This is a genomic window from Bradyrhizobium sp. CCGB12 (assembly GCF_024199845.1).
In the GTDB taxonomy this organism is placed as follows: domain Bacteria; phylum Pseudomonadota; class Alphaproteobacteria; order Rhizobiales; family Xanthobacteraceae; genus Bradyrhizobium.
Genome location: NZ_JANADO010000001.1, coordinates 2605624 through 2630180 on the forward strand (window position 1 = coordinate 2605624; position 24557 = coordinate 2630180).

Here is a 24557-nt window from a genome sequence, read left to right on the forward strand (position 1 = left end):
TGCGGTATCCTACCCGAATGCGATCAGACGACATGAGAGCCAAGGCCAAAGAGTGTATGGCCAGCGCGGCTGCGGGCAACCCAATGACCCAATACTTCTACACGCAGGCCGCCCGGCAATGGACTGATATGGCCGAACAGTTGGAGCCTCTGGAGCGTGAGCCGGTGTATCGGCGGATACAGAGCCGGGAGGATTAAGACCCCCTCAGTTGGCGGCCTTCAGGGCCGAGGTGGCAGATCGCCGCCGCGCTCGCCAATCGCCCGCTCAACTTCGCCGGCGAGCACGCTCAAATGTTCGGCCAGCCGGGCAAAGAGGTCTCGTTTCTTCGGGTCGGTTGCTAGATCCCGAATTAGGGCGCATTCAGCAGCGCCGGTTTGGAGCTTCTCCAACTGAATCCGCATGTCCTGCATTGCGGGGTACTCCGCTACGGTAGCGGAACTCTACACCGCTATGTGCCAAAGTGGACAGAACTGATTGCCGAATTTTCCTAGCCTCGCCAAACTTGGTGATCCCATTACCGCCAAGGACCTTAAGGCCTTGGCATAAAGGGCTGTGCCGAGGCCTTTTCTATTCGCGTCCGTTCGCATCTGATCGGCCGCTCGTGAGTGCCGAACTCACGAGGACTGTTTCGCGCGGTGCGCCACGATTGCAATCTCGGGATTGCCCCGATCGAAGTCAGGCCGAACGTCGGCACCGCGGCTTCCGCAGCCCTCACAGATGAAGCGCGGCTCGATATCAGACAGGTGCACCTCGTCGCCCCAGCGGTCCGCCTCCAGCGCTGTATGATGACCGCAGTGGCAATAGACCAGGACGCCACGTACTCCCATGCGGCGCATCTCGCCGAAGGTGATCTTTAGCGGCCGGCCGTCTGCGTGCGTAGGCGTGTGGCGTTTTGGGTGAGGCATGCCGCCATCAAAGCGGCATCGTTACGACCGCGCAAATTATCGATTCCTAGCGGCGAGGTGCGCTCGTGAGTACCGCCGGTCGTGGGTGTGGAAGACTCGAATCTTCAGCATCGGGAACAAGTGGCAACGCGATATGTTAGCGACTGCTTGGTTCAGACCACGCCCAACGGACCGCCGGCACAAAATGGGTTGCGACGCCCGGCCGGCGGCTCCCAGGGCTGAGGCCGCTCGGCTTGGCCGGTGTCACACCGGCGGCTTCCGTCGGCGCTGCCACCAGCCCTCGATCAGCCCTACCGCCATCGCCACGAGCGTGACGACTATTTCCGTTTCGGGTGTGCCGCCGTCGACGCCAAGGCCGGTCATGGGCAGCCTCCGGGATGACAGAGGTTTGTTACCCCAAGCGTTACCCGGCAGATGAGAGGAGGGCGCTCGATGCGGTGTAAATCTTTGAGTTTGTGGTGAGCGCGCTGGGGCTCGAACCCAGGACCCCGTGATTAAAAGTCACGTGCTCTACCGGCTGAGCTACGCGCTCCCATGGCCGCTGATGGCTTGAAGAAGATCGCCATCGTGTTCGGTCATTTCGAGAAGCATGTCTTGCCGCAGCGCTCGACTTGCGTTGCGGGGAAAACCGGCTGTTTCCGGATCATGCTGTCGGCCCGCGCTGTGTAGGGGGAGTGGCTGCCGAGGTCAATAGTGCGGGTCGCTGCCAAAGTTCATGGCAGGAGCGGGGATTCGCTCGCCCGATCCACCGCTTAGGCCGGGATTCTCAACCCGATTGGCGGCCCGTCATCCACGCCGAAGAGCGAGGATGACCTGCCGGCCGTCAGTTCGCCTCGCGCCGCACCTCGTTCGGCACCGGCTGCGGCGTGCCGGGGGTTGGCAGCGCCACCGGTCGCAGGCCGATCAGCTCGGCGGAGCGGATCGCGCTGTCGCGCCAGAACTGGAACGAGTTGATCCGGCTGAGCTCGAGGATGGCGATCGCCACGGCCGCCAGGAACGGCAGGCTCTGCAGCACCAGGACGCCGGCGAAGATGTAGATCTCGGTGATCTGGCGGAAGCTGTTGGAGGCGATCAGGACGCCGGCGCCGATCAGCAGCAGGATGCCGATCACGGCCTCCCAGAATGCCTGGAACTCGATCGACATCCGCGACAGGCCGCCCTTGGAGGTGCGCGCGAACGCGATGTGCTCGGTGATGAGGCCCTGCGCCACCGCGCGCGACACCGTCCATTGCACGCTCATCGCCGCGATCATGGCGCCGAGCATCTGGCCGGGCTTGATCGCGACGCGGGCGCGATACATCGACAGGAAGTGCACGAGCGAGACGATGAAGGCGCCGATGATCGGCAGCGTCAGGATCTTGTCGGGGATGGCGATGTCTGCGAAGGCGACGATCGGTACCCAGACGAGGTTGAGCAGCGCCACGACCACGCCGAGGCTTTCGGCGCCCAGCCAGTTCAGCCAGCCGAGGCCGTATTCGCGCTTCTGGTCGGGCGTCAGCCGGCTCTTGCCGGGCAGGAACTGCCGCCAGTGCTTCTTGACGATCTGGAGGCCGCCATAGGCCCAGCGGTGACGCTGCTTCTTGAAGGCCTCGTAGGTGTCGGGCAGCAGGCCCTGGCCGTAGCGGTGGTTGGTGTAGTGGGTGGTCCAGCCGAGCTCCTGGATCGCAAGGCCGAGATCGGAGTCCTCGCAGATCGTGTCCGACGACCAGCCGCCGGCCATGTCCATCGCGGCGCGGCGGATCAGGCACATCGTGCCGTGCACGATGACGGCGTTGAGCTCGTTGCGCTGGACCATGCCGATGTCGAAGAAGCCGGCATATTCGCCGTTCATGATGTAGTGCATGATCGACAGGTCGCCGTCGCGGTGCTCCTGCGGCGCCTGCACGAGGCCGACGCGCGGGTCGGCGAAAGCAGGCACGAGATCCCTGAGCCAGTCGGGATCGACGACATAGTCGGCGTCGAGGATGCCGATGATCTCGGCATCGACGGCGGTGCGGTCCATCGCGATGCGCAGCGCGCCGGCCTTGAAGCCCTGCACCTTCTCGGCGTTGATGAACTTGAAGCGTTCACCGAGCGCGCGGCAATGGTCCTGGATCGGCTGCCAGAAGGCGGGGTCCGGCGTGTTGTTGATGATGACCACGCATTCGTAGTTCGGATAGTTCAGCCGCGACAGCGCATCCAGCGTCTGCTTCAGCATCTCGACCGGCTCGAAATAAGCGGGGATGTGGATCGAGACTTTTGGATAGTAGTTCTCGGGCACGTTCTCGACCGGCTTGTCCTTCGTGATTAGCCGCTGCGGCGGCCGGCCAAAGGCGACCGCGGCGATCTCGTCGACGCGCGCCATCGCGATGAGGACCAGGGGAACGAGCAGGATCATGCCGAGCGTCAGCGCGAAGGCCGAGCCGAACAGGAAGTAGTGCCCGTTCCAATAAGCGAACACGGTCGCGGCCCACGCGCCGACGCCATTGGCGGTGGCCGAGAGCAGGAACGCCTGCGGCGCGGTCGGCTGCGACAGTCGCACAATCGGCAGCGACAGCAGGATGCCGACCAGCAGCGCGACTCCCATCAGCTTCCAATAGTCGGGGTTTTCCACCGGACCGGTCCAGGCGAATTTCGGCTCGCGGCTGGCGTTGAGGATGCCCCAGTAAGGACCGACGCCGCCTTCGAAGAATTTCCAGGGCTGATCGATCGCTTCGACGATGTTGTATTCCATGCCGATGGCTTCGGCGCGGCTGACGAAGTTGCGCAGGGTCAGCGCCTGCTGGAACGGACCGGGGTCGGCATTGCGCAGATTGTAGCCGGCACTCGGCCAGCCAAACTCGGCGATCACGATGCGCTTGCCGGGGAACAGATTGCGCAGCAAATTGTAGCGGTCGACGGCCTGGTCGACCGCCTGGTCCGAGCGGAAATTTTCCCAGTAAGGCAGCACGTGAGCGGCGATGAAATCGGCGCTGGAGGCGAGATCGGGATTGTCGCGCCAGATGTTCCAGATCTCGCCCGTCGTGACGGGAACACGGACCGCGCTCTTGACCCTCTTAATCTTGTTGATGAGGTCCTCGACCTTCTGCTCGCCGCGGAAGATCACCTCGTTGCCGACAACGATGCCGATCACGTTGCTGTTCTTGCGGGCAAGCTCAATGGCCGCCTTGATCTCCCGCTCGTTGCGATCCTCGTCCTTGTCGATCCACGCGCCGACCGTAACCTTGAGACCGAATTCGGCGGCAATCGGCGGCACCAGCTCGTTGCCCTCCGTCGCGGAATAAGACCGGATGGCCCGCGTAAGGGACGAGAGCTTCTTCATGTCTGCGCGAATCTTGTCGGGGTCGACGTTGTTGTCGACGACATGTCCCGGCTCGAACGGCGTGTACGAGAGGCTCGGCAGCAGGCCCTTGAAATCAGGCGCAGGTTCCTGGTCGCGCAAGACTCCCCATAGCCCAGCGTGAAGCGCAGACACGAGCAACAGAACGGCGGCGACAACGCGCATCGCGGCTAAACCAAAAGGGGCTGAGGTGGCAGGGCAGCGGATCTGACCCCGAGATCCGACCAAGTCCGCGGCAACTGGAGCATACTTCGGCCGCGCGGTTTCACAACTGTCATGGCCTCATGTCCTTATGAGGGCATGGCCTTTTGCGAAAGACGCGTGGCAGTGCCAACCGTCTCAATGGCCGATCGTTCCTGAACGGCAGCTGAAACGATCGCGGCTATTTCTGCGGCGCCGGCGTCGGGCTTGCCGCAGGCGAGGGGCTGGCGGCCGGCTGGGGGGCTTGCGAATTGCCCGTGGTCGGTGCCGGGGCCTGCGAGGCGCTCGCCGCCGCCTGCTGCGGCTGGGCGGCCGGATTGATCCAGCAGGCGTGCACACGGCTGTCCAGGGTTTCGGCAACCTTGGGATCGATCTGGCCGCCGAAGCGGGTCAGGCAGCGGAACGCGGCCTGGATATGGCCGCCGGGGCAGCCGAACCGGTCGTAGAGGTCGAGATGGCGGAATGCGGTATCGAGGTCATCCCGCCACATCAGCCGCACCACGCGCCGGCCGAGCCAGACGCATTCGGGGTTGCCGGCGGGGCCACTGATGACCTGGGCCGCCTCCGCGAACTCGTCGGTGCGGCGCTGGGCCTGCGCGGCGTCCTTGGCGGCGTCGGCGGGCTGGGCGGCCGCCTTGCCCTGGTCGGGGGCGGGGTTGCCGCTCTGGGCAAAGGCGCCACCGAGACCAGCGAGAACGAGAAGGGAGGAGACGGCCAAGGTGGCGGCGAACTGCCGCAGGCCCGCATTTCGTAACTCGAACACCCGTTGCCGCATGAATTCCCCAATACGTCCGCTGACCGTCCGCATCCCTACCTCGCGGACGCGCCGGTGATGGCGTCCAAATGGGTCTCCAATGCGGCGGAAAAGTCCTCGGGAGTCCATGACCTGTATTTGGAATTTTGTCCAGCAAAGTCACGCGCCTAGGGCCCGGTCGAACGGCCGCAGCCGAATTCCCCTGGGGCCGCAGCGGATCGGCAGCCGGACACCCCCTTGGCAGACGGCGTGCAAGCAGGTAATCGACGGACCCTTCGCGGAGGACGGAACCGATTTCTCTTCGTACGCCACTGGCGCTTCTGCTCGTTTCACTGGGTGCGATTGCTGCCGTGTGGTGGTGGTTGGCGACGCCTATCACGCTCGCACGCGCCCCGATCGATCCCGCCGAGAAGGTCCAATGCGTCTCCTACGCGCCGTTCCGCGGCGAGCAGTCGCCGCTGGACGCGTGGACCCATATCGAGGCCGACCAGATCGAGCAGGATTTGCGCCAGCTCAAGGAGATCACCGACTGCGTCCGCACCTATTCGATGGAGAACGGGCTCGACCAGGTGCCGGCGATCGCCGCCAAGGTCGGCGGGCTGAAGGTGCTCCAGGGCATCTGGCTCTCGAGCAACCGCACCAAGAATTTTGAGCAGGCCGCGCTCGCGGTTCGCCTCACCAAGGAATTCCCCGAAGTCATCACCACGCTCATCGTCGGCAACGAGGTGCTGCTGCGTGGCGAGATGACGACGGCGGACCTCGTTTCCATCATCCGCTCGGTGAAGGCGCAGGTCAGCGTGCCCGTCACCTATGCCGATGTGTGGGAATACTGGCTGAAGAACCGCGAGGTCTATGACGCCGTCGACTTCGTCACGATCCACATCCTGCCCTATTGGGAGGATTTTCCGGTGAAGGCGAAATTCGCCAGCGCCCATGTCGAGACGATCCGCGAGCGCATGGCGGTGGCGTTTCCGGGCAAGGAGATCCTGATCGGCGAAACCGGCTGGCCGAGCGAGGGGCGCATGCGCGACGGCGCGCTGCCGTCGCGCGCCAACCAGGCGCGCGTGGTGTCTGAAATCCTGAGCCTTGCGAAGGCACAGAAGTTCCGCGTCAACCTGATCGAGTCCTACGACCAGCCGTGGAAGCGCAAGCTGGAAGGCACGGTCGGCGGCTATTGGGGCCTGTATGACTCGGTGCGCCGAAGCCTGAAATATCCGCCGGGCGAGCCGATCAGCAATTTCCCGTACTGGAAATGGTACATGGGCGCCGGCATGGGCCTCAGCGTGCTGGTGTTCGCGGTTGCCGGTCTCACGCTGCGCCGGCGGCCTTGGACGCCGCGCCTCTCGGCCTGGCTCGGGGTCGGCATCTCGGCGACGACGGCGGGCATGCTGCTCGGGATCGGCGCCAACAAGATGTATTACGAGAGCTATGGCATCGGCGGCTGGCTGCTCTGGGGCGCGCTGCTACTGGCCGGCATCCTGTCGCCGATCTTCTGCGCGCAGGCGATGGTGATCGGCCGCAGCCTTCCAACCTTCCTCGACCTGCTGGGTCCGCGCGAGGGACGGAAATGGTCGAAGCTCACCGCCGTGCTCGGCCTGACGCTGGCGGTGACGGCGGTGATCGCGGCGCAGACCGCGCTCGGCTTCGTGTTCGACCCGCGCTACAAGGATTTCCCCTACGCCTCGCTGACGATGGCGGTGGTACCGTTTGCGCTGCTGATGCTGAACCGGCCGCAGATCGGGCAGCGTCCGATGGCGGAGGCGGTGTTCGCGGGTGTGCTCGCCCTGTCGGCGGTCTATGTGCTCTTCAGCGAGGGCCGGGACAACTGGCAGTCGTTGTGGACCTGCGCGATCTATTTGCTGTTCGCGCTCACGCTGTGGCGGGCGCGGGCCGAGCAAATCCAAGGATGAACAGGCCAATCGCAAGGCCCGACAGCACCACATTGTAGAGCACGATGCCAAGGCCGGCGGCGATGATGCCGACGGTCAGCAGCACGATCGACGGCCGCATCAGGTTCAGCGCAGCAACCACCAGCGCGACGATGCCGAACACCGAATTCTTGAACAGCACGGTCGAGACCGAACGCGCCTTGCAGAGCAGGGTCTGAAGCCCGGCATCGCAGGCGAGTGCGACTTGCGAGAACTCGATCGCGAGATAGCGCACATAGAGCGCATAGCCGACGGAGGCGAAGCCGACGACGATCAGGAACTGCACCTGGTAGGGCGTGAGGCGGAAGGGCTTTTTAGTCATGGGCGCAATATGGTCGGGATGGCGCAGGCAGGCAACAGGGCAGGCGGAAGTTTCTGTTCGGCGCGACCTGCAATTCTCTGCGGCCCGCAGTCCGCGTTCATGCTCGTCGGTTAGCTCGGGCAGTTCGAGCGCATTGCGAACGCAGGTCCGCGCGAGGGCTATTTCAATCCCAGCCGGCGCTCGACCCAGCCGAGAGCGAACAGCACGAGCAATGTGACCGCGATGGCGGCGCAGACCAGTAGCCAGGCTCCCAATGCGCAGGCAATTCCGAGGCCGGCTGCAATCCAGACGGTCGCCGCCGTGGTGAGGCCGTGAACCGTCTTCGCCTTGCTATCGTGAAGGATGACGCCCGCACCAATGAAGCCGACGCCGGTCAGCACGCCGGCAACGACGCCCTGGATCACCCTGGAGATCGCATCCGGGTGGTCGCGCAAATTCTGGAACTCGATCACGGAGATCGAGACCAGGGCGGAGCCGAGTGCCACCAGCGCCAGGGTCCGCATTCCCACCGGCTTGTCGTTCATGTCGCGGTCGATGCCGATCAGCAGCCCTGTCCCCGCCGCGACCAGAAGTCTCAGCACATCATCCAGTTCGTTCATGAGGGCACGTGAGGTTCGGGACAGGGCGAGGTTCGGTCGAGCATCGAGAATGGAACGCGCACGTCCCGCGAAAGGGCTGGGCGGGCCCAAGCGGCTGATGGTCGCATGCGCCCGCGATGTCGGATGGCATCGCCGATCTTGCTGCCGGTCGGCGCACCGTCTCCGGATAAGGCGGTGGCGAATTCTCGGCGCCTATCGCCTGAAGAAGGAGGATAACGTCGATCCCGCAGACGTCGTCGCGGCGGCCTCCGGCTTCGCGGGCGCGGGCTGCGGCGCCGCGGGTGCAGGCGGGGGCTCCTCGCGCTTCGAGCGCTTCGAGGAGTAGCTTCGGCGACGCTGCGGCTTCTCGGGCTTTACGCTTGCTGCGGGCGCGGTTTCGGCTTGCGGTGACGCGTCCTGGTTCTTCTCGGAGTTCTTCTCCTGAACCCTGTCCTGTGACTTTTCCTGCGCCTTGTCGGGTCCTTTTTCCTGGCCGCCACGCATCGACAGGCGCTGGCCGTCGAACACGGTGGTCTCGCAATGGCGCTCGTTCTCGGCAAGGCCCGCGCAAAGCTTCGCGGCGGCAGCGGCGTTGATCAGGGGCCCGGCGCCCAAGCGGAGCTGCATGCCGAGGCCCGTGCCGCCTTCCTTGATCATGATGATCGGCCGCAGCGCTCCAACCTCCGGATTGGATTTGGTTACGCCACGCCAGAGCGCGCGCAGGCCGTCGACCGAGTTGGCGCCGCCGAGGTCGATGGCAAACCGCGTCTGCTGGACTGCGATCGCAGGAGCTTCGCTCTCGGCTGCTCCCGGCGGCTTCGTTGCTGCCGCAGCGACCTCGGTCGGGGCAGGCGCCGGTTCGGCCTTTTTCTCGGCGGCCTTCTCAGTTGCCTTTTCCGTTGCCTCGGGCTGAACCAGTTTCGACGCGGCCGGATCCGGCGGCGCCATGATCGACTTGGACGGCACCAGCGGAATGGTCGGCAGCGCCGATGTCAGGGCCGGCGACTGCTGCACGAGCGAGGCGGCAGCCGCGGTCTGCGGCGGTGGGCTCGAGGCCTCCTTCAGCGCGTCCTTCGACGCATCCTTTTGAGCGTCCTTCGAAGTATCCTTTTGAGTATCCTTTTGGGTATCCTTGGCGGCTTCGATGCGCGGCTTCTCGCTCGCCGGAGTTGGCGTCGAGGCGACTGGCGCGACGCTGGGAGCTGCGGGTGCTGGCGCTCCGTCCTGCGGCGGGGCAGTCGTCTGTTTGGCGATGGCACCGGTGACGGAATCGAGACCCTGCTCCAGCACGGTGACGCGTGAATAGAGCCGGTCGCGATCGCTGTTCAGCGTCTCGATGGCGGCGGCGAGCCGGCGGGCTTCGTTCTGGCTCTCCTTGGTCAGCACCTGGAGGCGGTCGGCCTGGCGCGCGAGATCGGCGGAGGCAACCTGGTCGCGCCGCCAGCCGAGCTGGGCCTGGTTGGCCAACACGGCGATGACGACGGCGCCCACGGCCGCCACGCCCCACGAGCCCAGTCGCCACATCATACGGCGGTCGAATGCGCTTTCCTCAGCCAAAAGTCCGGAGAACAGCCCGCCGGTCTCCTTGGTGTCGAAGGCATCCGCCAGTGGGTCGGAATCCTTTGCCATGAACGTTAAGTGCCCAGCCCCGAATCAATCAGGGAACATTAACAGGAAAAGAGTACCGCACTTGAATTCCGGGCGTTTGCGGGGGTAGCTAAGACGTTAGCATCAGGGCGGCCTGCCGTCCGCCGCACCATTGATTCGGCTTATCTGACAGGATTTCGATGACCGCCCGCTCCAGCCTCACGATCGTGCTCGCCGCCGGCGAAGGCACGCGCATGCGATCGAGCCTGCCGAAAGTGCTGCATCCCGTCGCGCACCAGAGCCTGCTCGCTCACGTCCTCGCTGCCACACCGAAGGGAACCGGCACCGCGCTGGCCGTCGTAATCGGCCCCGACCATCAAGCCGTGGCGGAGGAGGCGAAGCGCATCCGCCCCGACGCGCTCACTTTCGTGCAAGCCGAGCGGCTCGGCACTGCGCATGCGGTGCTGGCGGCGCGCGAGGCGATTGCGCGGGGCGTGGATGACCTGCTGATCGCGTTCGGCGACACGCCGCTGATTTCGGCCGAAACCTTCGCGCGGCTGCGCGCACCGCTCGCCAGGGGCGCTGCGATCGCCGCGCTCGGTTTTCGCGCCGCCGATCCCACCGGCTATGGCCGCTTCATCGTCGAGGGCGACCGCCTGGTCGCGATCCGCGAGCAGGCCGACGCCAGTGCGGAGGAGCGCAAGATCGATCTGTGCAATGCCGGCGTGATGGCGATCGACGGGCGCCGCGCGCTCGACATCCTCGGGCAGATCGGCAATGCCAATTCCAAGGGCGAATACTATCTGACGGACGCAGTCGGCATCGTCCGCGAAAAGGGATGGGAGGCTGTGGTGATCGAGACCAGTGAAGACGAGGTGCGCGGCATCAACACCAAGGCGCAGCTCGCGGAAGCAGAAGGCGTGATGCAGGCGCGCTTACGCAAAGCGGCGATGGAGGCCGGCGTCACGCTGATCGCGCCGGAGACGGTTTTTCTGTCTGCCGACACCGTGTTCGGCAAGGATGTGACCATCGAGCCGTTCGTGGTGATCGGCCCCGGCGTGTCGATCGCCGACGGTACGGTGATCCATTCCTTCTCGCATATCGTCGAGACCACACTCGGCAAGAAGGTCTCGATCGGCCCCTATGCGCGATTGCGTCCCGGCACGTCGCTCGGCGATGGCGCGCGCATCGGCAATTTCGTGGAGACCAAGGCGGCGACGCTGGAGGCCGGCGTCAAGGTCAACCACCTCTCTTACATCGGCGACGCCACCGTCGGCGCCAATTCCAACATCGGGGCCGGCACCATCACCTGCAACTACGACGGCTTCAAGAAGCATAAGACGCTGATCGGGCAGGGCGCCTTCGTCGGCACCAACTCCTCGCTGGTCGCACCCGTGAAAATCGGCAACGGCGCCTATATCGGCTCGGGCTCGGTGATCACGCGCGATGTGCCCGACGATGCCATGGCACTCGAGCGCAATCAGCAGACCATCCGGGAAGGCGGCGCTACGCGCTATCGCGAGCTGAAGACGGGCGGGAAGAAGCCTGAGAAATAAGCGCCGCTACTCGTCGTCGGCGAACTCGGAGAAGATCGCGCGGGTCAGGCGCCAGCCGCGCGGCTTGGCACGCTTCACGGGCTCGCCCTCGGGGTGCTTCACGAAGACGGGCTTGCTTTCCTTGCCGCGTTGCGGCGGCGGCCAATGCGCAAGGTGCGTGCCCGTGGTCTCGCTGGCGCGCACGGACATCGATGACAGGCTTTTGCGGTCGGACGAGCCCTTCATGACCTTCACTCCCGGGTGGGAATCGTTGTTCAGACTTATTGACAACAGGTTAACGCGCGCGGTTTAAGGCCGGCCAATTCGACGCAGGCGAAGGTCAGGTCGCGACTTCATGCTGTCTCAATCAGCAATAAATATTGAGTATCTGGTTCCATGGGAATTTCGCTAAAAACCGAGCGTGTCGTTTAGGCAATTTTTCGACGATTTGGGGGATAGTGATCCGCATGTGCGGGATTGTCGGCATTCTCGGGCGCGGACCGGTTGCAGAGCAATTGGTGGATTCGCTCAAACGGCTCGAATATCGCGGCTATGATTCCGCGGGCGTCGCCACACTCGAAGGCAAGCACCTGGAGCGCCGCCGCGCCGAGGGCAAGCTGAAGAACCTGGAGAAGCGGCTGGAGGCCGAGCCTCTGAAGGGCACAACCGGCATCGGCCACACCCGCTGGGCCACCCACGGCAGGCCGACCGTCAACAATGCCCATCCGCACGCGACCGAACGCGTCGCCGTGGTCCACAACGGGATCATCGAGAATTTCCGCGAGCTGCGCGAGGAGCTCGAGAAGAAGGGCACGGTGTTCCACACCGAGACCGACACCGAGATCGTGCTGCACCTCGTCGACGATCTGCTCGCAGGCGGCAACAAGCCGGTCGAGGCCGTCAAGCTGACGCTGGCGCGCTTACGCGGCGCCTTCGCCCTCGGCTTCATCTTCGCCGGCGACGACGACCTCATGATCGGCGCCCGCAACGGCCCGCCGCTTGCGATCGGCTACGGCGATGGCGAGATGTATCTCGGCTCCGATGCCATTGCGCTCGGCCCGTTCACCGACACGATCAGCTATCTCGAGGACGGCGACTGGGTCGTGCTCACGCGCAAGAGCGCTGATATCTTCGACAAGGACGGCCACGCCGTCCAGCGCGACAAGATCAGGCACGCCGCCTCGACCTCGCTGGTCGACAAGGCCAATTATCGCCACTTCATGGCGAAGGAGATCCACGAGCAGCCGGAGGTGGTCGGCCACACCCTGGCGCGCTATATCGACATGGCGACCGAGCGCGTCTCGCTGCCGGTGAAGCTGCCGTTCGACTTCAACACCATTCAGCGCATCAACATCACGGCCTGCGGCACCGCGAGCTATGCCGGCTTCGTCGCAAAGTACTGGTTCGAGCGCTTTGCGCGCCTGCCGGTCGAGGTCGATGTCGCCTCCGAATTCCGTTATCGCGAGGCGCCCTTGCGCAAGGGCGATCTCGCCATCTTCATCTCGCAATCCGGCGAGACCGCCGACACGCTGGCGGCGCTGCGCTATGCCAAGGCAGAAGGTGTGCATACGGTGGCCGTCGTCAACGTGCCGACCTCGACCATCGCGCGCGAGAGCGACACCGTGCTGCAGACGCTGGCGGGGCCGGAGATCGGCGTTGCCTCGACCAAGGCCTTCACCTGCCAGCTTATGGTGCTCGCCGCGCTCGCGGTGGCGGCCGGCAAGGCGCGCGGCGCATTGTCCGAAGAGGACGAGATCAAGCTCGTGCACGGCCTGGTCGAGGTTCCGCGCTTGATGGCGGACGCGCTCATCGCGGAGAACCAGATCGAGCGTCTGGCGCGCGAGATCGCGAAATCGCGCGATGTTCTCTATCTCGGCCGAGGCACCAGCTTTCCGCTCGCGCTCGAAGGCGCGCTGAAGCTGAAGGAGATCTCCTATATCCACGCCGAAGGTTATGCCGCCGGCGAGCTCAAGCACGGCCCGATCGCGCTGATCGATGAGACCATGCCGGTCGTCGTCATCGCGCCCCACGACCGCGTGTTCGAGAAGACCGTCTCCAACATGCAGGAGGTCGCCGCCCGCGGCGGCAAGATCATCCTGATGACGGACGCCAAGGGCGCGGAAGAGGCGACCGTCGAGTCCCTTGTCACCATCGTCATGCCTGACATGGCGGCGGCTTTCACGCCGATGGTCTACGCCGTCCCCGTGCAGCTGCTCGCCTATCACACGGCTGTCGTGATGGGCACCGACGTCGACCAGCCGCGCAACCTCGCGAAATCGGTGACTGTGGAATAGGCAGAAGGGATATCGGTCGGTCGCAGTCTTCCAAAACCTGCTAGAAGACCCTAGCTTGTTTGTAGCGACCGACCTGGAACCCGAATGAACCCCCGCGACGACGCGCCTGCGCCTCTTGATCCCATTCCGGAACCGCATACCGGCCTGATGGGCCGTTTCCGCAATTATTTCCTCACCGGCCTCGTCGTGACGGGGCCGATCGCGATCACCCTCTATCTGGTCTGGTGGTTTGTCACCTGGGTCGACGGCGTGGTGCGACCGTTCGTGCCGTTGGCCTACCGGCCCGAAACCTATCTTCCCTATGGCGTTCCCGGCTGGGGACTGATTGTCGCATTCTTCACGCTGACGCTGGTCGGTTTCCTCGCGGCCAATCTGATCGGCCGGACGCTGGTCGATGTCGGCGAGACCTTTCTCGGCCGGATCCCGGCCGTGCGCGCGATCTATCGCGGCCTGAAGCAGGTCTTCGAGACGTTGTTCTCGGGCAAGGGCTCGAGCTTCCGGAAAGTGGGTCTCGTCGAGTTTCCCTCGCCCGGCATGTGGTCGATCGTGCTGATCTCGCAATCGCCGAACGAGGACATCGCGCGCAACCTACCGGGACAGGAGGAGCACGTCTCGGTGTTCCTGCCGTGCTCGCCGAACCCGACCACCGGCTTCTTCTTCTATGTGCCGAAGAGCAAGATCATCGAGGTCGATCTCACCGCCGAGGATGCCGCGACGCTGATCATGTCGGCCGGCGTGGTGCAGCCGGGCTCCGCGCCCGATCCGAAGAAGGCCGCCGCACTCGCGGGCGTCGCCAACGCCGCGCGCATCGCCAACGCCTCGACGCGCCAGCCGCAGCCTGCGAAAGTGGAGTAGGGCCATTCCCGTGCGGGATGGCCGCGTTCACGCAGGCCTTCGTGCCCTCTGCTAATCTCCGGTCGAACTGAGCGCCTCGCTCGGAATTCGATCTGGAGTGCATGATGTCCAAAACGACGTCAAAGACCATTGCGATCCTCGCGCCCGGTGCCATGGGCAGCGCCGTGGCCCGCCGCCTCAGCGAGAACGGCGCACGCGTGCTGACATCGTTGAAAGGACGCAGCGAGGCGACGCACAAACGCGCGGCGGCTTCGGGGATGATCGACGCTGAGGACGCCGCAATTGCGGACGCCGACATCATCCTCTCGATCGTGCCGCCGGGCGAGGCAGTTGCGCTGGCTGAACGGCTCGCCGCGCTGATCGTCCGGCGCGAGAAGAAGCCGGTCGTGGTCGATTGCAACGCCGTCAATGTCGATACCGTGCGAGGGATCGAGGAGATCATCGGCTCGGCGCAGGCGCCGTTCGTCGATGCCGGGATCATCGGTTTTCCGCCGCAGCCAGGTGGCAAGAGCCCGGCCTTCTACATGTCCGGCGAGTACGCCAGGGACGTTGCGATGCTGAAGGACCTCGGTCTTGACGTGCGGATCGTCGAGGGACCGGTCGGCGCGGCCTCTGCGCTCAAGATGTCCTACGCCGGCATCGTCAAGGGCCTCGCCGGCATCGGCTCGGCCATGGTGATTGCAGCAACGAAGGCCGGCGCGGCCGATGCACTGCGCGACGAGCTCGCACTGAGCCAGCCTGCGATCCTGGCCCGGCTCGAGGTCGCGCTGCCGGACATGATCCCAAAAGCCTATCGTTGGGTCGCGGAGATGAGGGAGATTTCCGGCTTCCTCGGCCCCGATCATCCCGCCAGCCAGATCTACGAGGGCTTTGCACGATGGTTCGAGCATCTCGCCCAAGACGCAAAAGGTGGGGCGGTGGATGCTGACCTGATGAAGGCCTTTGCTGCGCGCAGCGCGCAGAAGAAGTCCTAGTCGTCCGCATTTGCTGAGACGGACTCCAGAAAGCCCTTGATGTCCCGGTCGCGTCGCAAGCGCAGGAGAGGGACATCGGGGCCATATTGCAGGCGTTCGGCCTCGATGACGGGCACGCGCTCGGTGTCATAGCGCCACGCCTCCTTCATCAATTTCCAGTCGAACTGTTCCGGACACCCCTCCGGTAAGTCAGGCCGTGTCGCGTCGCGATCGAAGGCCGAGCGCCAGAGGATGCGCCACTGGCAGAGCCAGCGCGGCCGGTCGATGACGATCAGAAGATCGGCGCGCGCGAGCGTGAGATCGAAGGCCAGCCCCGAGAAACTGCCGTCGACGACCCAAGCATCGCCGGCGATCGCTTCAGTGACCCGTGTCCGAAAGCTCGTCTTGTCCGATGGCTTCCAGCCCGGCCACCAATACAGCACGTCGAGATGCACCACCGGCAAGCCGAGCTTGCGCCCGAGATTCCGGGACAGGCTGGTCTTTCCGCTTCCCTGGGAGCCGACGACGATGATCCGGCGCATGGCGGAAACGTTCCACGAAATCGGTGACGGGGAAAGCCTTCCAGGCCCGCTTTATTACCTCGCATGTAATTGAGCCAATTCGCAGCCCCACTAGTCTCTCGACCATCCACCCGCCGGGAAGCCCAGGGTGTCACTGCAAGAGGAGAGAGACATGCAAGTCGTGTTCACGAAGACGGAGCCGCCGCAATGGCTGCTCGATATGTGGAAGGAGATCGACGACAAGACTTTCGGACAGGGTTTTGACTGCTTTGCGGAGGACGCCGTCTGCAATCTCGGCGTCGCCGACTGGAAGGGACGCGAGGCGATCCGCGCCAATCTGAAGGCCTTCATCGACAGCGGTTTCACCGCGCTGCATCACGTCAGCGAATATTGGGACGCGGGCTCGCTGAAAGTGTTTCGCGGCGTCGTGGACATGACGCCGGACAATCCCGCGATGAAGACCGTGCATCCGACTATGACGCACTTCTTCTACATGGACGAGACCGACGATACCAAGGTGAAGCGCTGGGTCGGCGCCGTGGGACCGGTCGCGTTCGGTTGATCTTGTGTCATTGACAACCCAAATGGTGCCTCGGGTGATCCGGGGCACTATCGCGTTTGGCCCCAGGAGATCACCGGCAGGAAGGATCGTTCGACAATGAAAGCTGGAGCCAGCGACCTCAAGACACGCGCGACGTCCGCGGGCGCGCTGCTGCGTCAATGGCGGGACATTCGCGGCAAGACACAGCTCGATCTGTCGTTCGATGCCGGCGTCTCGCAGAAGCACATCAGTTTCGTCGAAAGCGGCCGCAGCATCCCGAGCCGGCAGATGCTGCTCGATCTCGCCCAGGCCCTCGACGTGCCGCTGCGCGAGAGGAACGAGCTGCTGCTGGCCGCCGGCTACGCGCCGTCCTACTCCGATCCCGCGCTCGGCGCACCCGCCATGACGAGCATCAGCCGCGCGCTTGGCCGCATGCTGCGTCAGCACGAGCCGTTTCCGGCTATCGTCATGGACCGGTACTGGAACGTGCTGATGACCAATGAGGCCGCGCCGCTCCTGTTCAACTGCTTCATCGACATGTCGGCACGGCCGACACCGCGAAACCTGCTGCATCTCATGTTCGATCCCGCCGGCATGCGTCCGTTCATTGCGAACTGGCCGCAGGCCGGCCGCAGCCTGCTGGCGCGCGTCCATCGCGAGGCGGTCGGCCATGTCGTCGACGTCAGGACCAAGACGCTGCTGGAAGAGCTGTCGCGATATCCGGGCGTGAAGCCGGAATGGCGCGCACCCTCGGCTTCCGATGCGATGCCGACGATCCCGCTCAGTTTCGTCAAGGACGGCGTGACGCTCGATTACTTCTCCCTGATCACGACGGTCGGAACGCCGCAAACGGTGACTGCGGAAGAGTTGCGGCTGGAGTGCATGTTTCCCGCCAACGATGCGACCGAAGCCGAGCACGGCAGGTTCTTGCGCCGGTATTCGGGGTAGGGGCAGGTGCCGCAAGTTGGTCCGCTCAAGGTGTGCCAAGCCCACCCACGTCGTCATTGCGAGCGCAGCGAAGCAATCCAGAATCTTTCCTTTAAGGCAGTCTGGATTGCTTCGCTGCGCTCGCAAATGACCGGGGGAGGAGACGTCGCGAGTCCCATCTGTTACCATTCTGCGGAAGTGGACGCATGGGAGTTCGAATGAGAGTTCTGGTGATCGGCGCGGGAGCGCTTGGTGGCTATTACGGCGCTCGTATGGTCCGAGCCGGCAGCGACGTGACCTTCCTGGTGCGGGCGCGGCGTGCGGAGCAACTGCAGAAGAACGGACTGCAGGTCGTAAGCCCGCATGGCGACTTTGCCGTGCAGCCGAAGTTCGTCCAGGCCAACGATCTCAAGGACCCGTTCGATGTTGTGCTGGTCGGCGTAAAATCCTATTCACTCGATGATGCGATGACCGAGTTTGCCCCGGCAATCGGCGCAAACACCATGATTTTGCCGATCCTCAACGGGTTGAAGCACATCGACGCCCTGACCGCGCGGTTCGGTGCCGCGCGCGTTCTCGGCGGATTGGCGAATGTCAGCGCCGGGCTTGATGCGGATGGCCGCGTCGTTCAGTTCATGGCCAATCAGACCATCGCCTTCGGCGAGGTCGATGGTGCCCTAAGCGAGCGTGCGCTCGCGCTGGAGACTTTGCTCCAGGTTCCCGGCATCGACGCGCGCGCCAGCGAAACGATCATGCACGACATGTGGGAGAAATTCGTCCAGCTCAGCACGGTCGCCGGCATCACCTGCCTGATGCGCGCGAGTATCGGAGACATCCTGGCCGTGCCCAACGGCGAGCAGTCTATTTTCCGCCTGTTTGCGGAATGCTGCACTGTCGCGACGGCTTCGGGTTTCGAGCCGCGTGCGCCGTTCATCGAGTTTGACCGGAAGCTGTTCACGACCCAGGGTTCGCCGCTCAAGGCCTCGATGCTGCGCGATATCGAGCGCGGCTCGATCACCGAGGCGGAGCATATCCTCGGCGATATGGCCAATCGGGCCCGTACGCTCGGCATCGATACGCCGCTCTTGGATCTGGCCCGCGCGCATGTGGCGGCGTACGAAATCGGGCGGCGAGGGGCGGGAGGCTAACCCGCGCCGATCAGCGGAATCGCTTCGTCCCGTTCGTACAAATACAGTAAGCACCGCAGCGCCTCGCCGCGCTCGCCCTTGAGTTTCGGATCGTCCTTCAGGATGCGAAGTGCCTCGTCGCGAGCCTGGGTGATGAGCTGGCCATGCACCTCCGAACGCGCGATGCGGTAGCCGGGCAAGCCGCTCTGGCGCACGCCCAGCACGTCGCCTTCGCCGCGCAGTTTCAAGTCCTCCTCCGCGATGCGGAAGCCGTCGGTGGTCTCGCGGATCACCTTCAGCCGCGCCTTCGACATCTCGCCGAGCGGCTCGCTATAGAGCAAAATGCAGGTCGAGGCCTCCGAGCCGCGCCCGATGCGGCCGCGGAGCTGGTGCAGCTGGGCAAGGCCAAACCGCTCCGCATTCTCGATCACCATAATGGTCGCGGCCGGCACGTCGACGCCGACTTCGACCACAGTGGTCGCGACCAAAAGACCGATTTCGTGGCCGGCGAACTGGCCCATCACGCGGTCCTTCTCGGTGCCCTTCATCTGGCCGTGGACGAGGCCGACGCGGTCGCCGAAGCGCTTTTGCAGGCTCTCGAAACGCTTGGTCGCGTTGGTGAGGTGCTCGGTGCCCTCGGCCTCGGATTCCTCGACCAGCGGGCAGATCCAGTAGACCAGCTTGCCGGACTCGAGCGCGCGGCCGACGCCGTCCATGACCTCACCGAGCCGGCTCATGGCGACGGCGCGGGTATCGATGGGCTGGCGGCCGGCCGGCTTCTCGCGCAGCTCCGAGATGTCCATGTCGCCGAAATAGGTCAGCACCAGCGTGCGCGGGATCGGCGTGGCGCTCAGCACCAGCACGTCGACCGCATCGCCTTTGGACGTCAGCGCAAGGCGTTCGCGGACACCAAAGCGGTGCTGCTCATCGACGATCGCGAGCGCAAGGTCCTTGAAGATCACATCGTCCTGGATCAGCGCGTGGGTGCCGACGAGGAGGTCGATCGCGCCTTCGGCGAGCTGCGCGATGATCTCGCGCCGCTCCTTGCCCTTTTCGCGGCCGGTGAGGATCGCGACCCGCATGCCGGCGCGCTCGGCGAGCGGCGCAATGGTCTTGATGTGCTGGCGCGCCAGGATTTCCGTCGGCGCCATCAGCGCGGCTTGCTTGCCAACTTCGGCCACGGCGGCGGCAGCCGACAGCGCGACCACGGTCTTGCCGGAGCCGACGTCGCCCTGGAGCAAGCGGAGCATGCGCACCGGCTGCTTCAGGTCGTCGGCAATGGCGGCCGCGGCGCTGCGTTGGGAGGGCGTGAGTGCGTAAGGCAGGGCGTCGATGATCTTGTTGCGCAGATGCCCGTCGCCGGCGTTGCGCACGCCGGCGGGGCGGCGCAACTGTGCGCGGATCAGCCCCAGCGCGAGCTGGCCGGCCAGGAGTTCATCGAACGCCAGACGTGACCAGAACGGCTGGTCCGGCAGGATGTCCGTGAGCTCGACCGGCTGGTGCACGCGATTGAGCGCTTCCGCGATCGGCGGGAAATTGCAGCGACGCAGCACCTCCGGGCTGATCCATTCCGGCAGGGCGGGCAGCTTCTGCAGCGCCTGCGCGATTGCGCGACGCAGCGAGCCGAGCGCCAGCCCTTCGGTCAGAGGATAGACGGGATCAATCCCTGAGAGTTTGGAGATCGCCTCTTCGTCGAGCACGCGATCGGGATGCACGATCTGCGGGATGCCGTCATACATCTGCAGCGTGCCGGAGACGTAGCGCTTTTCGCCCATCGGCAGCAGTTTTTCGACATAGCCAGGCTTGGCGCGGAAGAAGGTCAGCACGACGTCGCCGGTATCGTCGCTGGCATAGACGAGGTATGGCGCGCGCGCATTGCGCGGCGGGGGTGGGCGATGCCGGTCGACGGTGACCTCGAGCGTTACCATGGTTCCCTGAACCGCGTCGCGGATCTTCGGCCGCGCCCGGCGGTCGATGACCTGGCTCGGCAGATGCAGCAGCAGGTCGACCAGCCGCGGCGTCTCGCTCCGACTGAGCAGATATTGCAGCAGCTTGTCCTGCTTCGGACCGACGCCGGGCAGGCTGGTCACGGGAGCAAACAGCGGATTGAGCAGGCTGGGGCGCATTCTTGCAACAATCGTCATTCATGCGCGGGCTCGACCCGCGCATCCATCTATTCAAGAGGATGGATTGCCGGGTCCCGGCTCCGCAAAGCTTCGCCGGGCTTCCGATAGCAGGCCGGCGAAGCTTTGCGAAGACGGCAAGCCCGGCAATGACGACCATAAACAATTGCAACAACAAAGGGCTGACAGGGCCGGTCCGAGTGGCTATATCACCCCCGCCCGGCACGTCCGGGCTTTCTGCGTTTGACTGGATTTGAGACATGACGGGAACGACACGATCGAGCAGCGGACTGGACGACCGCCGCAAGCGGCTTCTGTTCCGCTGCTGGCACCGCGGCACGCGCGAGATGGATCTGATCCTCGGCCGCTTCGCCGATGCCGAGATCGGCAATCTGTCCGACGCTGAGCTCGGCGAGCTCGAGCGCCTGCTTGAGGTCAACGATCCCGATCTCTATGCCGCCATTATCGGCGACAAGGTGCTGCCGGCTGAGGTCACCGGCGCGCTGTTTGCCCGCATCAAGGCCTTCCCGATCGCGGACCGCGACGCATGAAACAGGGAATGAAATCTCCGGCCGAGCTGCTCACGCCCGGCCGCGCGCTGACGCTTGCCAATGTCGCCGAGGGCGCCGAAGGCCTGGTCGTCTCCGATCTCGCCCGCGCCATCGCGGCGCGGCCGAAGAAGCCGGCGGTCAGCCTTGCGGTGGTCTGCCGCGACGGGCCGCGGATGCAGCAGCTCGAACGTGCCTTGCGCTTCTTCGCACCGGATTTGCCGGTGCTGATCTTCCCGGCCTGGGACTGCCAGCCCTATGACCGCGTCTCGCCGCATGGCGGCATCCTGGCGCAACGCCTGACGACGCTGGCGCGGCTTGCGTCCCTGACTGGTAGCGACAAGCCGCTGATCGTGCTGACGACGGTGAACGCCGTCGTGCAGCGCGTGCCTTCGCGCGACCTCGTCGCGGCGCAGGCATTGTCGGTCGCCCCCGGCAATGTGGTGCCGATGGACACCATCGTCGCCTGGCTCGAGCACAACGGCTACAACCGCTCCTCGACCGTGCGCGAGCCCGGCGAATACGCCGTGCGCGGCGGCATCCTCGATCTGTTTCCAGCGGGTCTCGACCAGCCCGTGCGTTTCGACTTCTTCGGCGACAGCCTGGAATCGATCCGCTCCTTCGACGCCGAGACCCAGCGCACGCTGCTCGACATGCGCTCGCTCGACCTCGTGCCGATCTCGGAATTCCAGCTCGTCACCGACACCATCCGCCGTTTCCGCATGGGCTATGTCGCCGAGTTCGGCGCGCCGGAGCGCGACGATGCGCTGTACGAGGCCGTCAGCGAGGGCCGCCGCCATCCCGGCATGGAGCACTGGCTGCCGTTGTTCCAGGACCGGATGGACACGCTGTTCGACTATCTGCAAGGCGCGGCCGTCGCGATCGAGCCGCAGGCCGAGGACGCCGTCCGCGAGCGCTTCAAGCAGATCCTCGATTATTACGAGGCCCGGCGCGACGCGATGGAGCATCCCGGTGGCGGCGCCATCTACAAGCCGTTGCCGCCTGACCGGCTTTATTTGACCGAGGAAGAGTGGGGCAAGCGCCTCGGCGATGTCCCGCTGGCGCGGTTGACGCCGTTCTCCGTGCCCACCGACGGCACTGACGTCGTCGATGCCGGCGCGCGCAAGGGCCGCGATTTCGCACCCGAGCGCAATGACACCACCGTCAACGTGTTCGAATCCGTCGTTGCGCATGTGATGGCGTTGCACGCCCAGCGCAAGAAGGTCGTGATCGCGCTGTGGACCGAAGGCTCGCGCGACCGCATGACCTCGATGCTGCGCGACCACAAGCTGGCCCACACCACCAGCGTCAACAGCTGGCGGACGGTACAGGCGACCCCGCGCAACGAGACCATGCTTGCCGTGCTCGGCCTGGAGAGCGGCTTCGAGACGGACGAGATCGCTGTCATCAGCGAGCAGGACATTTTGGGCGACCGCCTGGTGCGGCCGCGCAAGGCCAGCCGCAAGCTCGACAATTTCATCTCGGAGGTGACGAGCCTCACCGCCGGCGACATCGTCGTCCATGTCGATCATGGCATCGGCCGCTTCATCGGCCTGCAGACCCTCGACGTCGCCGGCGCGCCGCATGACTGCCTCGAGCTGCATTATGCTGCCGAAACGAAGCTGTTTCTGCCGGTCGAGAACATCGAGCTGCTGTCGCGCTATGGCTCCGACCAGACCACGGTCGAACTGGATCGCCTCGGCGGAAGCGGGTGGCAGACCCGCAAGGCCAAGCTGAAGAACCGCATCCGCGAGATCGCGGGCGAGCTGATCAAGATCGCCGCCGCGCGCCATCTGCACGAGGCGCCCAAGCTCCCGGTGCAGCAGGGCCTCTATGACGAGTTCTGCGCGCGCTTCCCCTATGACGAGACCGAGGACCAGTTAGGGGCCATCGAATCCACCCTGAAGGATCTCGAGCTCGGCCGTCCGATGGACCGGCTGATCTGCGGTGACGTCGGCTTCGGCAAGACCGAGGTGGCGCTGCGCGCGGCGTTTGCCGTCGCGCTTGAAGGCAAGCAGGTTGCGGTGGTGGTGCCGACCACGCTGCTTGCGCGCCAGCACGCAAAAACCTTCACCGAGCGCTTCAAGGGCTTTCCGGTGAACGTGGCGCAGGCCTCGCGCCTGGTCGCGACCAAGGAGCTGAACCTGGTCAAGAAGGGCATTGCCGACGGCTCGGTCGATATCGTCGTCGGCACCCACGCGCTGCTCGGCAAGGCCATCAAATTCCGCGATCTTGGCCTCGTCATCGTCGACGAGGAGCAGCATTTCGGCGTCACCCACAAGGAGCGGCTGAAGGCGCTGCGCTCCGAGGTGCACGTGCTGACCCTGTCGGCTACGCCGATCCCGCGCACGCTGCAATTGGCGCTGACCGGCGTTCGCGAACTCTCGATTATTGCCTCGCCCCCGGTCGATCGCCTCGCGGTCCGCACCTTCGTTGCTCCGCACGATCCCTTGATGATCCGCGAGGCGCTGTTGCGCGAACGCTATCGCGGCGGCCAGGCATTCTACGTGGTGCCGCGCATCGACGACCTCGCGGAGGTCAAGGATTTCCTCGACAAGAACGTGCCGGAGATGAAGGTCGCGGTCGCGCATGGCCAGATGCCGCCCGCCGTGATCGAGGACATCATGACGGCGTTCTACGACGGCAAGTTCGACATCCTGCTGTCGACCACGATCGTCGAGTCCGGGCTCGACATCCCCAACGCCAACACGCTGATCGTCCATCGCGCCGACATGTTTGGCCTGGCGCAGCTCTATCAGCTGCGCGGCCGCGTCGGCCGCTCCAAGCTGCGGGCCTATGCGCTGTTCACGCTGCCGGCGCAGCAGAAGATCACGGCGCAGGCCGAGCGCAGGCTCACCGTGCTGCAATCGCTGGAGACGCTCGGCGCGGGCTTCCAGCTCGCCTCGCACGACCTCGACATCCGCGGCGCCGGCAATCTGCTCGGCGAGGAGCAGTCCGGCCACATCAAGGAGGTCGGCTTCGAGCTGTATCAATCGATGCTGGAGGAGGCGATCGTCAACCTCAAGGCCGGCGTCTCCGAGCCCGCTGCCGACCGCTGGTCGCCGTCGATCACCATCGGCATGCCCGTGCTCATTCCGGAGGATTACGTCAGCGACCTCTCGGTGCGGCTGTCGCTGTACCGGCGTCTGGCCGATCTCGACACCGAGGAGGAGATCGAGAATTTTGGCGCCGAGATGCGCGACCGCTTCGGCGTCTTGCCTGACGAGGTGCGCTACCTGTTCAAGGTCGCCGCGATCAAGGCGTTCTGCCGCAGGGCCAATGTCGAGAAGATCGACGCGGGCCCGAAGGGCGCCGTCATCGTCTTCCGCGACAATTCCTTCGCCTATCCCGATCGCCTCGTGACCTTCATCCGCAGCTACGGCCAGGCCGCCAAGGTGCGGCCCGACATGAAGGTGGTATTTCTCCAGGACTGGGAGACCCCGGAAGAGCGTCTCACCGGCACGACGGAAATCATGCGCCAGCTGGCGCAGCTCGCGGAGAGCAAGAAGGCGGCGTGAGGCCCTAATCTCGCAATGACG

The 24557-nt window shown here is 64.9% G+C and carries 21 protein-coding genes and 1 tRNA gene; 11 read left to right on the plus strand and 11 right to left on the minus strand.

What is annotated here, in order from left to right; translation table 11 throughout:
- Positions 1 to 218: 218 nt before the first annotated feature.
- The 3 genes from NLM27_RS12535 to NLM27_RS12545 form a co-directional block, all read right to left on the minus strand.
- Complete coding sequence (locus NLM27_RS12535) at positions 219 to 410, minus strand: hypothetical protein (protein WP_254143586.1); 192 nt, start codon at positions 408 to 410, stop codon at positions 219 to 221.
- Between the two features lie 204 nt (positions 411 to 614).
- Positions 615 to 827 carry a hypothetical protein gene (locus tag NLM27_RS12540; RefSeq protein ID WP_309144743.1) on the minus strand — a complete coding sequence of 71 codons (213 nt, stop codon included), beginning with the start codon at positions 825 to 827 and terminating at the stop codon, positions 615 to 617.
- A gap of 534 nt (positions 828 to 1361) precedes the next feature.
- Positions 1362 to 1437: transfer RNA gene (locus NLM27_RS12545), tRNA-Lys, on the minus strand.
- 2 nt (positions 1438 to 1439) lie between these two features.
- On the opposite strand from NLM27_RS12545, the gene NLM27_RS43555 reads away from it, so the two are divergent.
- Complete coding sequence (locus NLM27_RS43555; RefSeq protein ID WP_256569958.1) at positions 1440 to 1574, plus strand: hypothetical protein; 135 nt, start codon at positions 1440 to 1442, stop codon at positions 1572 to 1574.
- Positions 1575 to 1728: 154 nt separating this feature from the next.
- Here the strand turns inward: NLM27_RS43555 and NLM27_RS12550 are convergent, their stop codons facing one another.
- Both NLM27_RS12550 and NLM27_RS12555 read right to left on the minus strand, forming a co-directional pair.
- Positions 1729 to 4389: a glycosyltransferase gene (locus tag NLM27_RS12550; protein ID WP_254143588.1), complete on the minus strand. Its 2661-nt coding sequence runs from the start codon at positions 4387 to 4389 to the stop codon at positions 1729 to 1731.
- Between the two features lie 217 nt (positions 4390 to 4606).
- Entirely contained in the window at positions 4607 to 5200 is a 594-nt protein-coding gene (locus NLM27_RS12555) for a beta-1-3, beta-1-6-glucan biosynthesis protein (protein ID WP_254148812.1), read from the minus strand.
- A gap of 329 nt (positions 5201 to 5529) precedes the next feature.
- Between NLM27_RS12555 and NLM27_RS12560 the strand changes: the two genes are divergently transcribed.
- Complete coding sequence (locus NLM27_RS12560; protein WP_254143589.1) at positions 5530 to 7089, plus strand: beta-(1-6) glucans synthase; 1560 nt, start codon at positions 5530 to 5532, stop codon at positions 7087 to 7089.
- Here NLM27_RS12560 and NLM27_RS12565 read toward each other — a convergent pair.
- The 3 genes from NLM27_RS12565 to NLM27_RS12575 all read right to left on the minus strand — a co-directional run bounded on the left by NLM27_RS12565 (position 7049) and on the right by NLM27_RS12575 (position 9636).
- Entirely contained in the window at positions 7049 to 7429 is a 381-nt protein-coding gene (locus tag NLM27_RS12565; RefSeq protein WP_254143590.1) for a hypothetical protein, read from the minus strand. The two genes, NLM27_RS12560 and NLM27_RS12565, sit on opposite strands and share 41 nt — an antisense overlap.
- A gap of 158 nt (positions 7430 to 7587) precedes the next feature.
- Positions 7588 to 8028 carry an MgtC/SapB family protein gene (locus NLM27_RS12570; protein ID WP_254143591.1) on the minus strand — a complete coding sequence of 147 codons (441 nt, stop codon included), beginning with the start codon at positions 8026 to 8028 and terminating at the stop codon, positions 7588 to 7590.
- A gap of 192 nt (positions 8029 to 8220) precedes the next feature.
- Complete coding sequence (locus tag NLM27_RS12575; RefSeq protein WP_254143592.1) at positions 8221 to 9636, minus strand: hypothetical protein; 1416 nt, start codon at positions 9634 to 9636, stop codon at positions 8221 to 8223.
- A gap of 158 nt (positions 9637 to 9794) precedes the next feature.
- On the opposite strand from NLM27_RS12575, the gene glmU reads away from it, so the two are divergent.
- Complete coding sequence (gene glmU / locus NLM27_RS12580) at positions 9795 to 11150, plus strand: bifunctional UDP-N-acetylglucosamine diphosphorylase/glucosamine-1-phosphate N-acetyltransferase GlmU (RefSeq protein ID WP_254143593.1); 1356 nt, start codon at positions 9795 to 9797, stop codon at positions 11148 to 11150.
- 6 nt (positions 11151 to 11156) lie between these two features.
- Here glmU and NLM27_RS12585 read toward each other — a convergent pair whose 3' ends face one another.
- Positions 11157 to 11375 (minus strand): hypothetical protein, encoded by a 219-nt coding sequence (locus NLM27_RS12585; protein ID WP_254143594.1) that lies wholly within the window; start codon positions 11373 to 11375, stop codon positions 11157 to 11159.
- 221 nt (positions 11376 to 11596) lie between these two features.
- Here NLM27_RS12585 and glmS point away from each other — a divergent pair, with 221 nt between their 5' ends.
- The 3 genes from glmS to NLM27_RS12600 all read left to right on the plus strand — a co-directional run bounded on the left by glmS (position 11597) and on the right by NLM27_RS12600 (position 15252).
- The gene (gene glmS, locus NLM27_RS12590; protein WP_254143595.1) at positions 11597 to 13423 is read left to right on the plus strand and encodes a glutamine--fructose-6-phosphate transaminase (isomerizing); all 1827 of its coding nucleotides are present in this window, start codon (positions 11597 to 11599) and stop codon (positions 13421 to 13423) included.
- Between the two features lie 84 nt (positions 13424 to 13507).
- Positions 13508 to 14278: a DUF502 domain-containing protein gene (locus NLM27_RS12595; protein WP_254143596.1), complete on the plus strand. Its 771-nt coding sequence runs from the start codon at positions 13508 to 13510 to the stop codon at positions 14276 to 14278.
- Positions 14279 to 14382: 104 nt separating this feature from the next.
- Complete coding sequence (locus NLM27_RS12600; protein ID WP_254143597.1) at positions 14383 to 15252, plus strand: NAD(P)-dependent oxidoreductase; 870 nt, start codon at positions 14383 to 14385, stop codon at positions 15250 to 15252.
- On the opposite strand, the gene NLM27_RS12605 is transcribed toward NLM27_RS12600, so the two are convergent.
- Complete coding sequence (locus NLM27_RS12605) at positions 15249 to 15773, minus strand: AAA family ATPase (protein ID WP_254143598.1); 525 nt, start codon at positions 15771 to 15773, stop codon at positions 15249 to 15251. The two genes, NLM27_RS12600 and NLM27_RS12605, sit on opposite strands and share 4 nt — an antisense overlap.
- Before the next feature lie 151 nt (positions 15774 to 15924).
- On the opposite strand from NLM27_RS12605, the gene NLM27_RS12610 reads away from it, so the two are divergent.
- From NLM27_RS12610 to panE, 3 genes are all read left to right on the plus strand, one after another.
- Positions 15925 to 16314 (plus strand): nuclear transport factor 2 family protein, encoded by a 390-nt coding sequence (locus NLM27_RS12610; protein ID WP_254143599.1) that lies wholly within the window; start codon positions 15925 to 15927, stop codon positions 16312 to 16314.
- A 96-nt stretch (positions 16315 to 16410) separates the two neighbouring features.
- The gene (locus NLM27_RS12615; protein ID WP_254143600.1) at positions 16411 to 17241 is read left to right on the plus strand and encodes a helix-turn-helix domain-containing protein; all 831 of its coding nucleotides are present in this window, start codon (positions 16411 to 16413) and stop codon (positions 17239 to 17241) included.
- A 197-nt stretch (positions 17242 to 17438) separates the two neighbouring features.
- Positions 17439 to 18368 (plus strand): 2-dehydropantoate 2-reductase, encoded by a 930-nt coding sequence (gene panE / locus NLM27_RS12620; RefSeq protein WP_254143601.1) that lies wholly within the window; start codon positions 17439 to 17441, stop codon positions 18366 to 18368.
- On the opposite strand, the gene recG is transcribed toward panE, so the two are convergent.
- Entirely contained in the window at positions 18365 to 20473 is a 2109-nt protein-coding gene (gene recG / locus NLM27_RS12625; RefSeq protein ID WP_254143602.1) for an ATP-dependent DNA helicase RecG, read from the minus strand. The two genes, panE and recG, sit on opposite strands and share 4 nt — an antisense overlap.
- Before the next feature lie 257 nt (positions 20474 to 20730).
- On the opposite strand from recG, the gene NLM27_RS12630 reads away from it, so the two are divergent.
- The gene (locus NLM27_RS12630) at positions 20731 to 21021 is read left to right on the plus strand and encodes a succinate dehydrogenase assembly factor 2 (protein WP_254143603.1); all 291 of its coding nucleotides are present in this window, start codon (positions 20731 to 20733) and stop codon (positions 21019 to 21021) included.
- Positions 21018 to 24536, plus strand: coding sequence for a transcription-repair coupling factor (gene mfd / locus NLM27_RS12635; RefSeq protein WP_254143604.1), 3519 nt, complete (start codon positions 21018 to 21020; stop codon positions 24534 to 24536). Before NLM27_RS12630 ends, mfd begins: the two co-directional genes overlap by 4 nt.
- The last annotated feature ends 21 nt before the right edge of the window (positions 24537 to 24557 follow it).

Coding starts and splice junctions, on each gene's coding strand:
- NLM27_RS12575 (WP_254143592.1), bottom strand. CDS start 9,636: ATGGCAAAGGATTCCGACCCACTGGCGGATGCCTTCGACACCAAGGAG.
- NLM27_RS12630 (WP_254143603.1), top strand. CDS start 20,731: ATGACGGGAACGACACGATCGAGCAGCGGACTGGACGACCGCCGCAAG.
- glmS (WP_254143595.1), top strand. CDS start 11,597: ATGTGCGGGATTGTCGGCATTCTCGGGCGCGGACCGGTTGCAGAGCAA.
- NLM27_RS12610 (WP_254143599.1), top strand. CDS start 15,925: ATGCAAGTCGTGTTCACGAAGACGGAGCCGCCGCAATGGCTGCTCGAT.
- NLM27_RS43555 (WP_256569958.1), top strand. CDS start 1,440: ATGGCCGCTGATGGCTTGAAGAAGATCGCCATCGTGTTCGGTCATTTC.
- NLM27_RS12600 (WP_254143597.1), top strand. CDS start 14,383: ATGTCCAAAACGACGTCAAAGACCATTGCGATCCTCGCGCCCGGTGCC.
- NLM27_RS12555 (WP_254148812.1), bottom strand. CDS start 5,200: ATGCGGCAACGGGTGTTCGAGTTACGAAATGCGGGCCTGCGGCAGTTC.
- NLM27_RS12535 (WP_254143586.1), bottom strand. CDS start 410: ATGCAGGACATGCGGATTCAGTTGGAGAAGCTCCAAACCGGCGCTGCT.
- NLM27_RS12605 (WP_254143598.1), bottom strand. CDS start 15,773: ATGCGCCGGATCATCGTCGTCGGCTCCCAGGGAAGCGGAAAGACCAGC.
- NLM27_RS12540 (WP_309144743.1), bottom strand. CDS start 827: ATGGGAGTACGTGGCGTCCTGGTCTATTGCCACTGCGGTCATCATACA.
- NLM27_RS12550 (WP_254143588.1), bottom strand. CDS start 4,389: ATGCGCGTTGTCGCCGCCGTTCTGTTGCTCGTGTCTGCGCTTCACGCT.
- NLM27_RS12585 (WP_254143594.1), bottom strand. CDS start 11,375: ATGAAGGGCTCGTCCGACCGCAAAAGCCTGTCATCGATGTCCGTGCGC.
- NLM27_RS12595 (WP_254143596.1), top strand. CDS start 13,508: ATGAACCCCCGCGACGACGCGCCTGCGCCTCTTGATCCCATTCCGGAA.
- NLM27_RS12565 (WP_254143590.1), bottom strand. CDS start 7,429: ATGACTAAAAAGCCCTTCCGCCTCACGCCCTACCAGGTGCAGTTCCTG.
- NLM27_RS12570 (WP_254143591.1), bottom strand. CDS start 8,028: ATGAACGAACTGGATGATGTGCTGAGACTTCTGGTCGCGGCGGGGACA.
- recG (WP_254143602.1), bottom strand. CDS start 20,473: ATGCGCCCCAGCCTGCTCAATCCGCTGTTTGCTCCCGTGACCAGCCTG.
- NLM27_RS12615 (WP_254143600.1), top strand. CDS start 16,411: ATGAAAGCTGGAGCCAGCGACCTCAAGACACGCGCGACGTCCGCGGGC.
- mfd (WP_254143604.1), top strand. CDS start 21,018: ATGAAACAGGGAATGAAATCTCCGGCCGAGCTGCTCACGCCCGGCCGC.
- glmU (WP_254143593.1), top strand. CDS start 9,795: ATGACCGCCCGCTCCAGCCTCACGATCGTGCTCGCCGCCGGCGAAGGC.
- panE (WP_254143601.1), top strand. CDS start 17,439: ATGAGAGTTCTGGTGATCGGCGCGGGAGCGCTTGGTGGCTATTACGGC.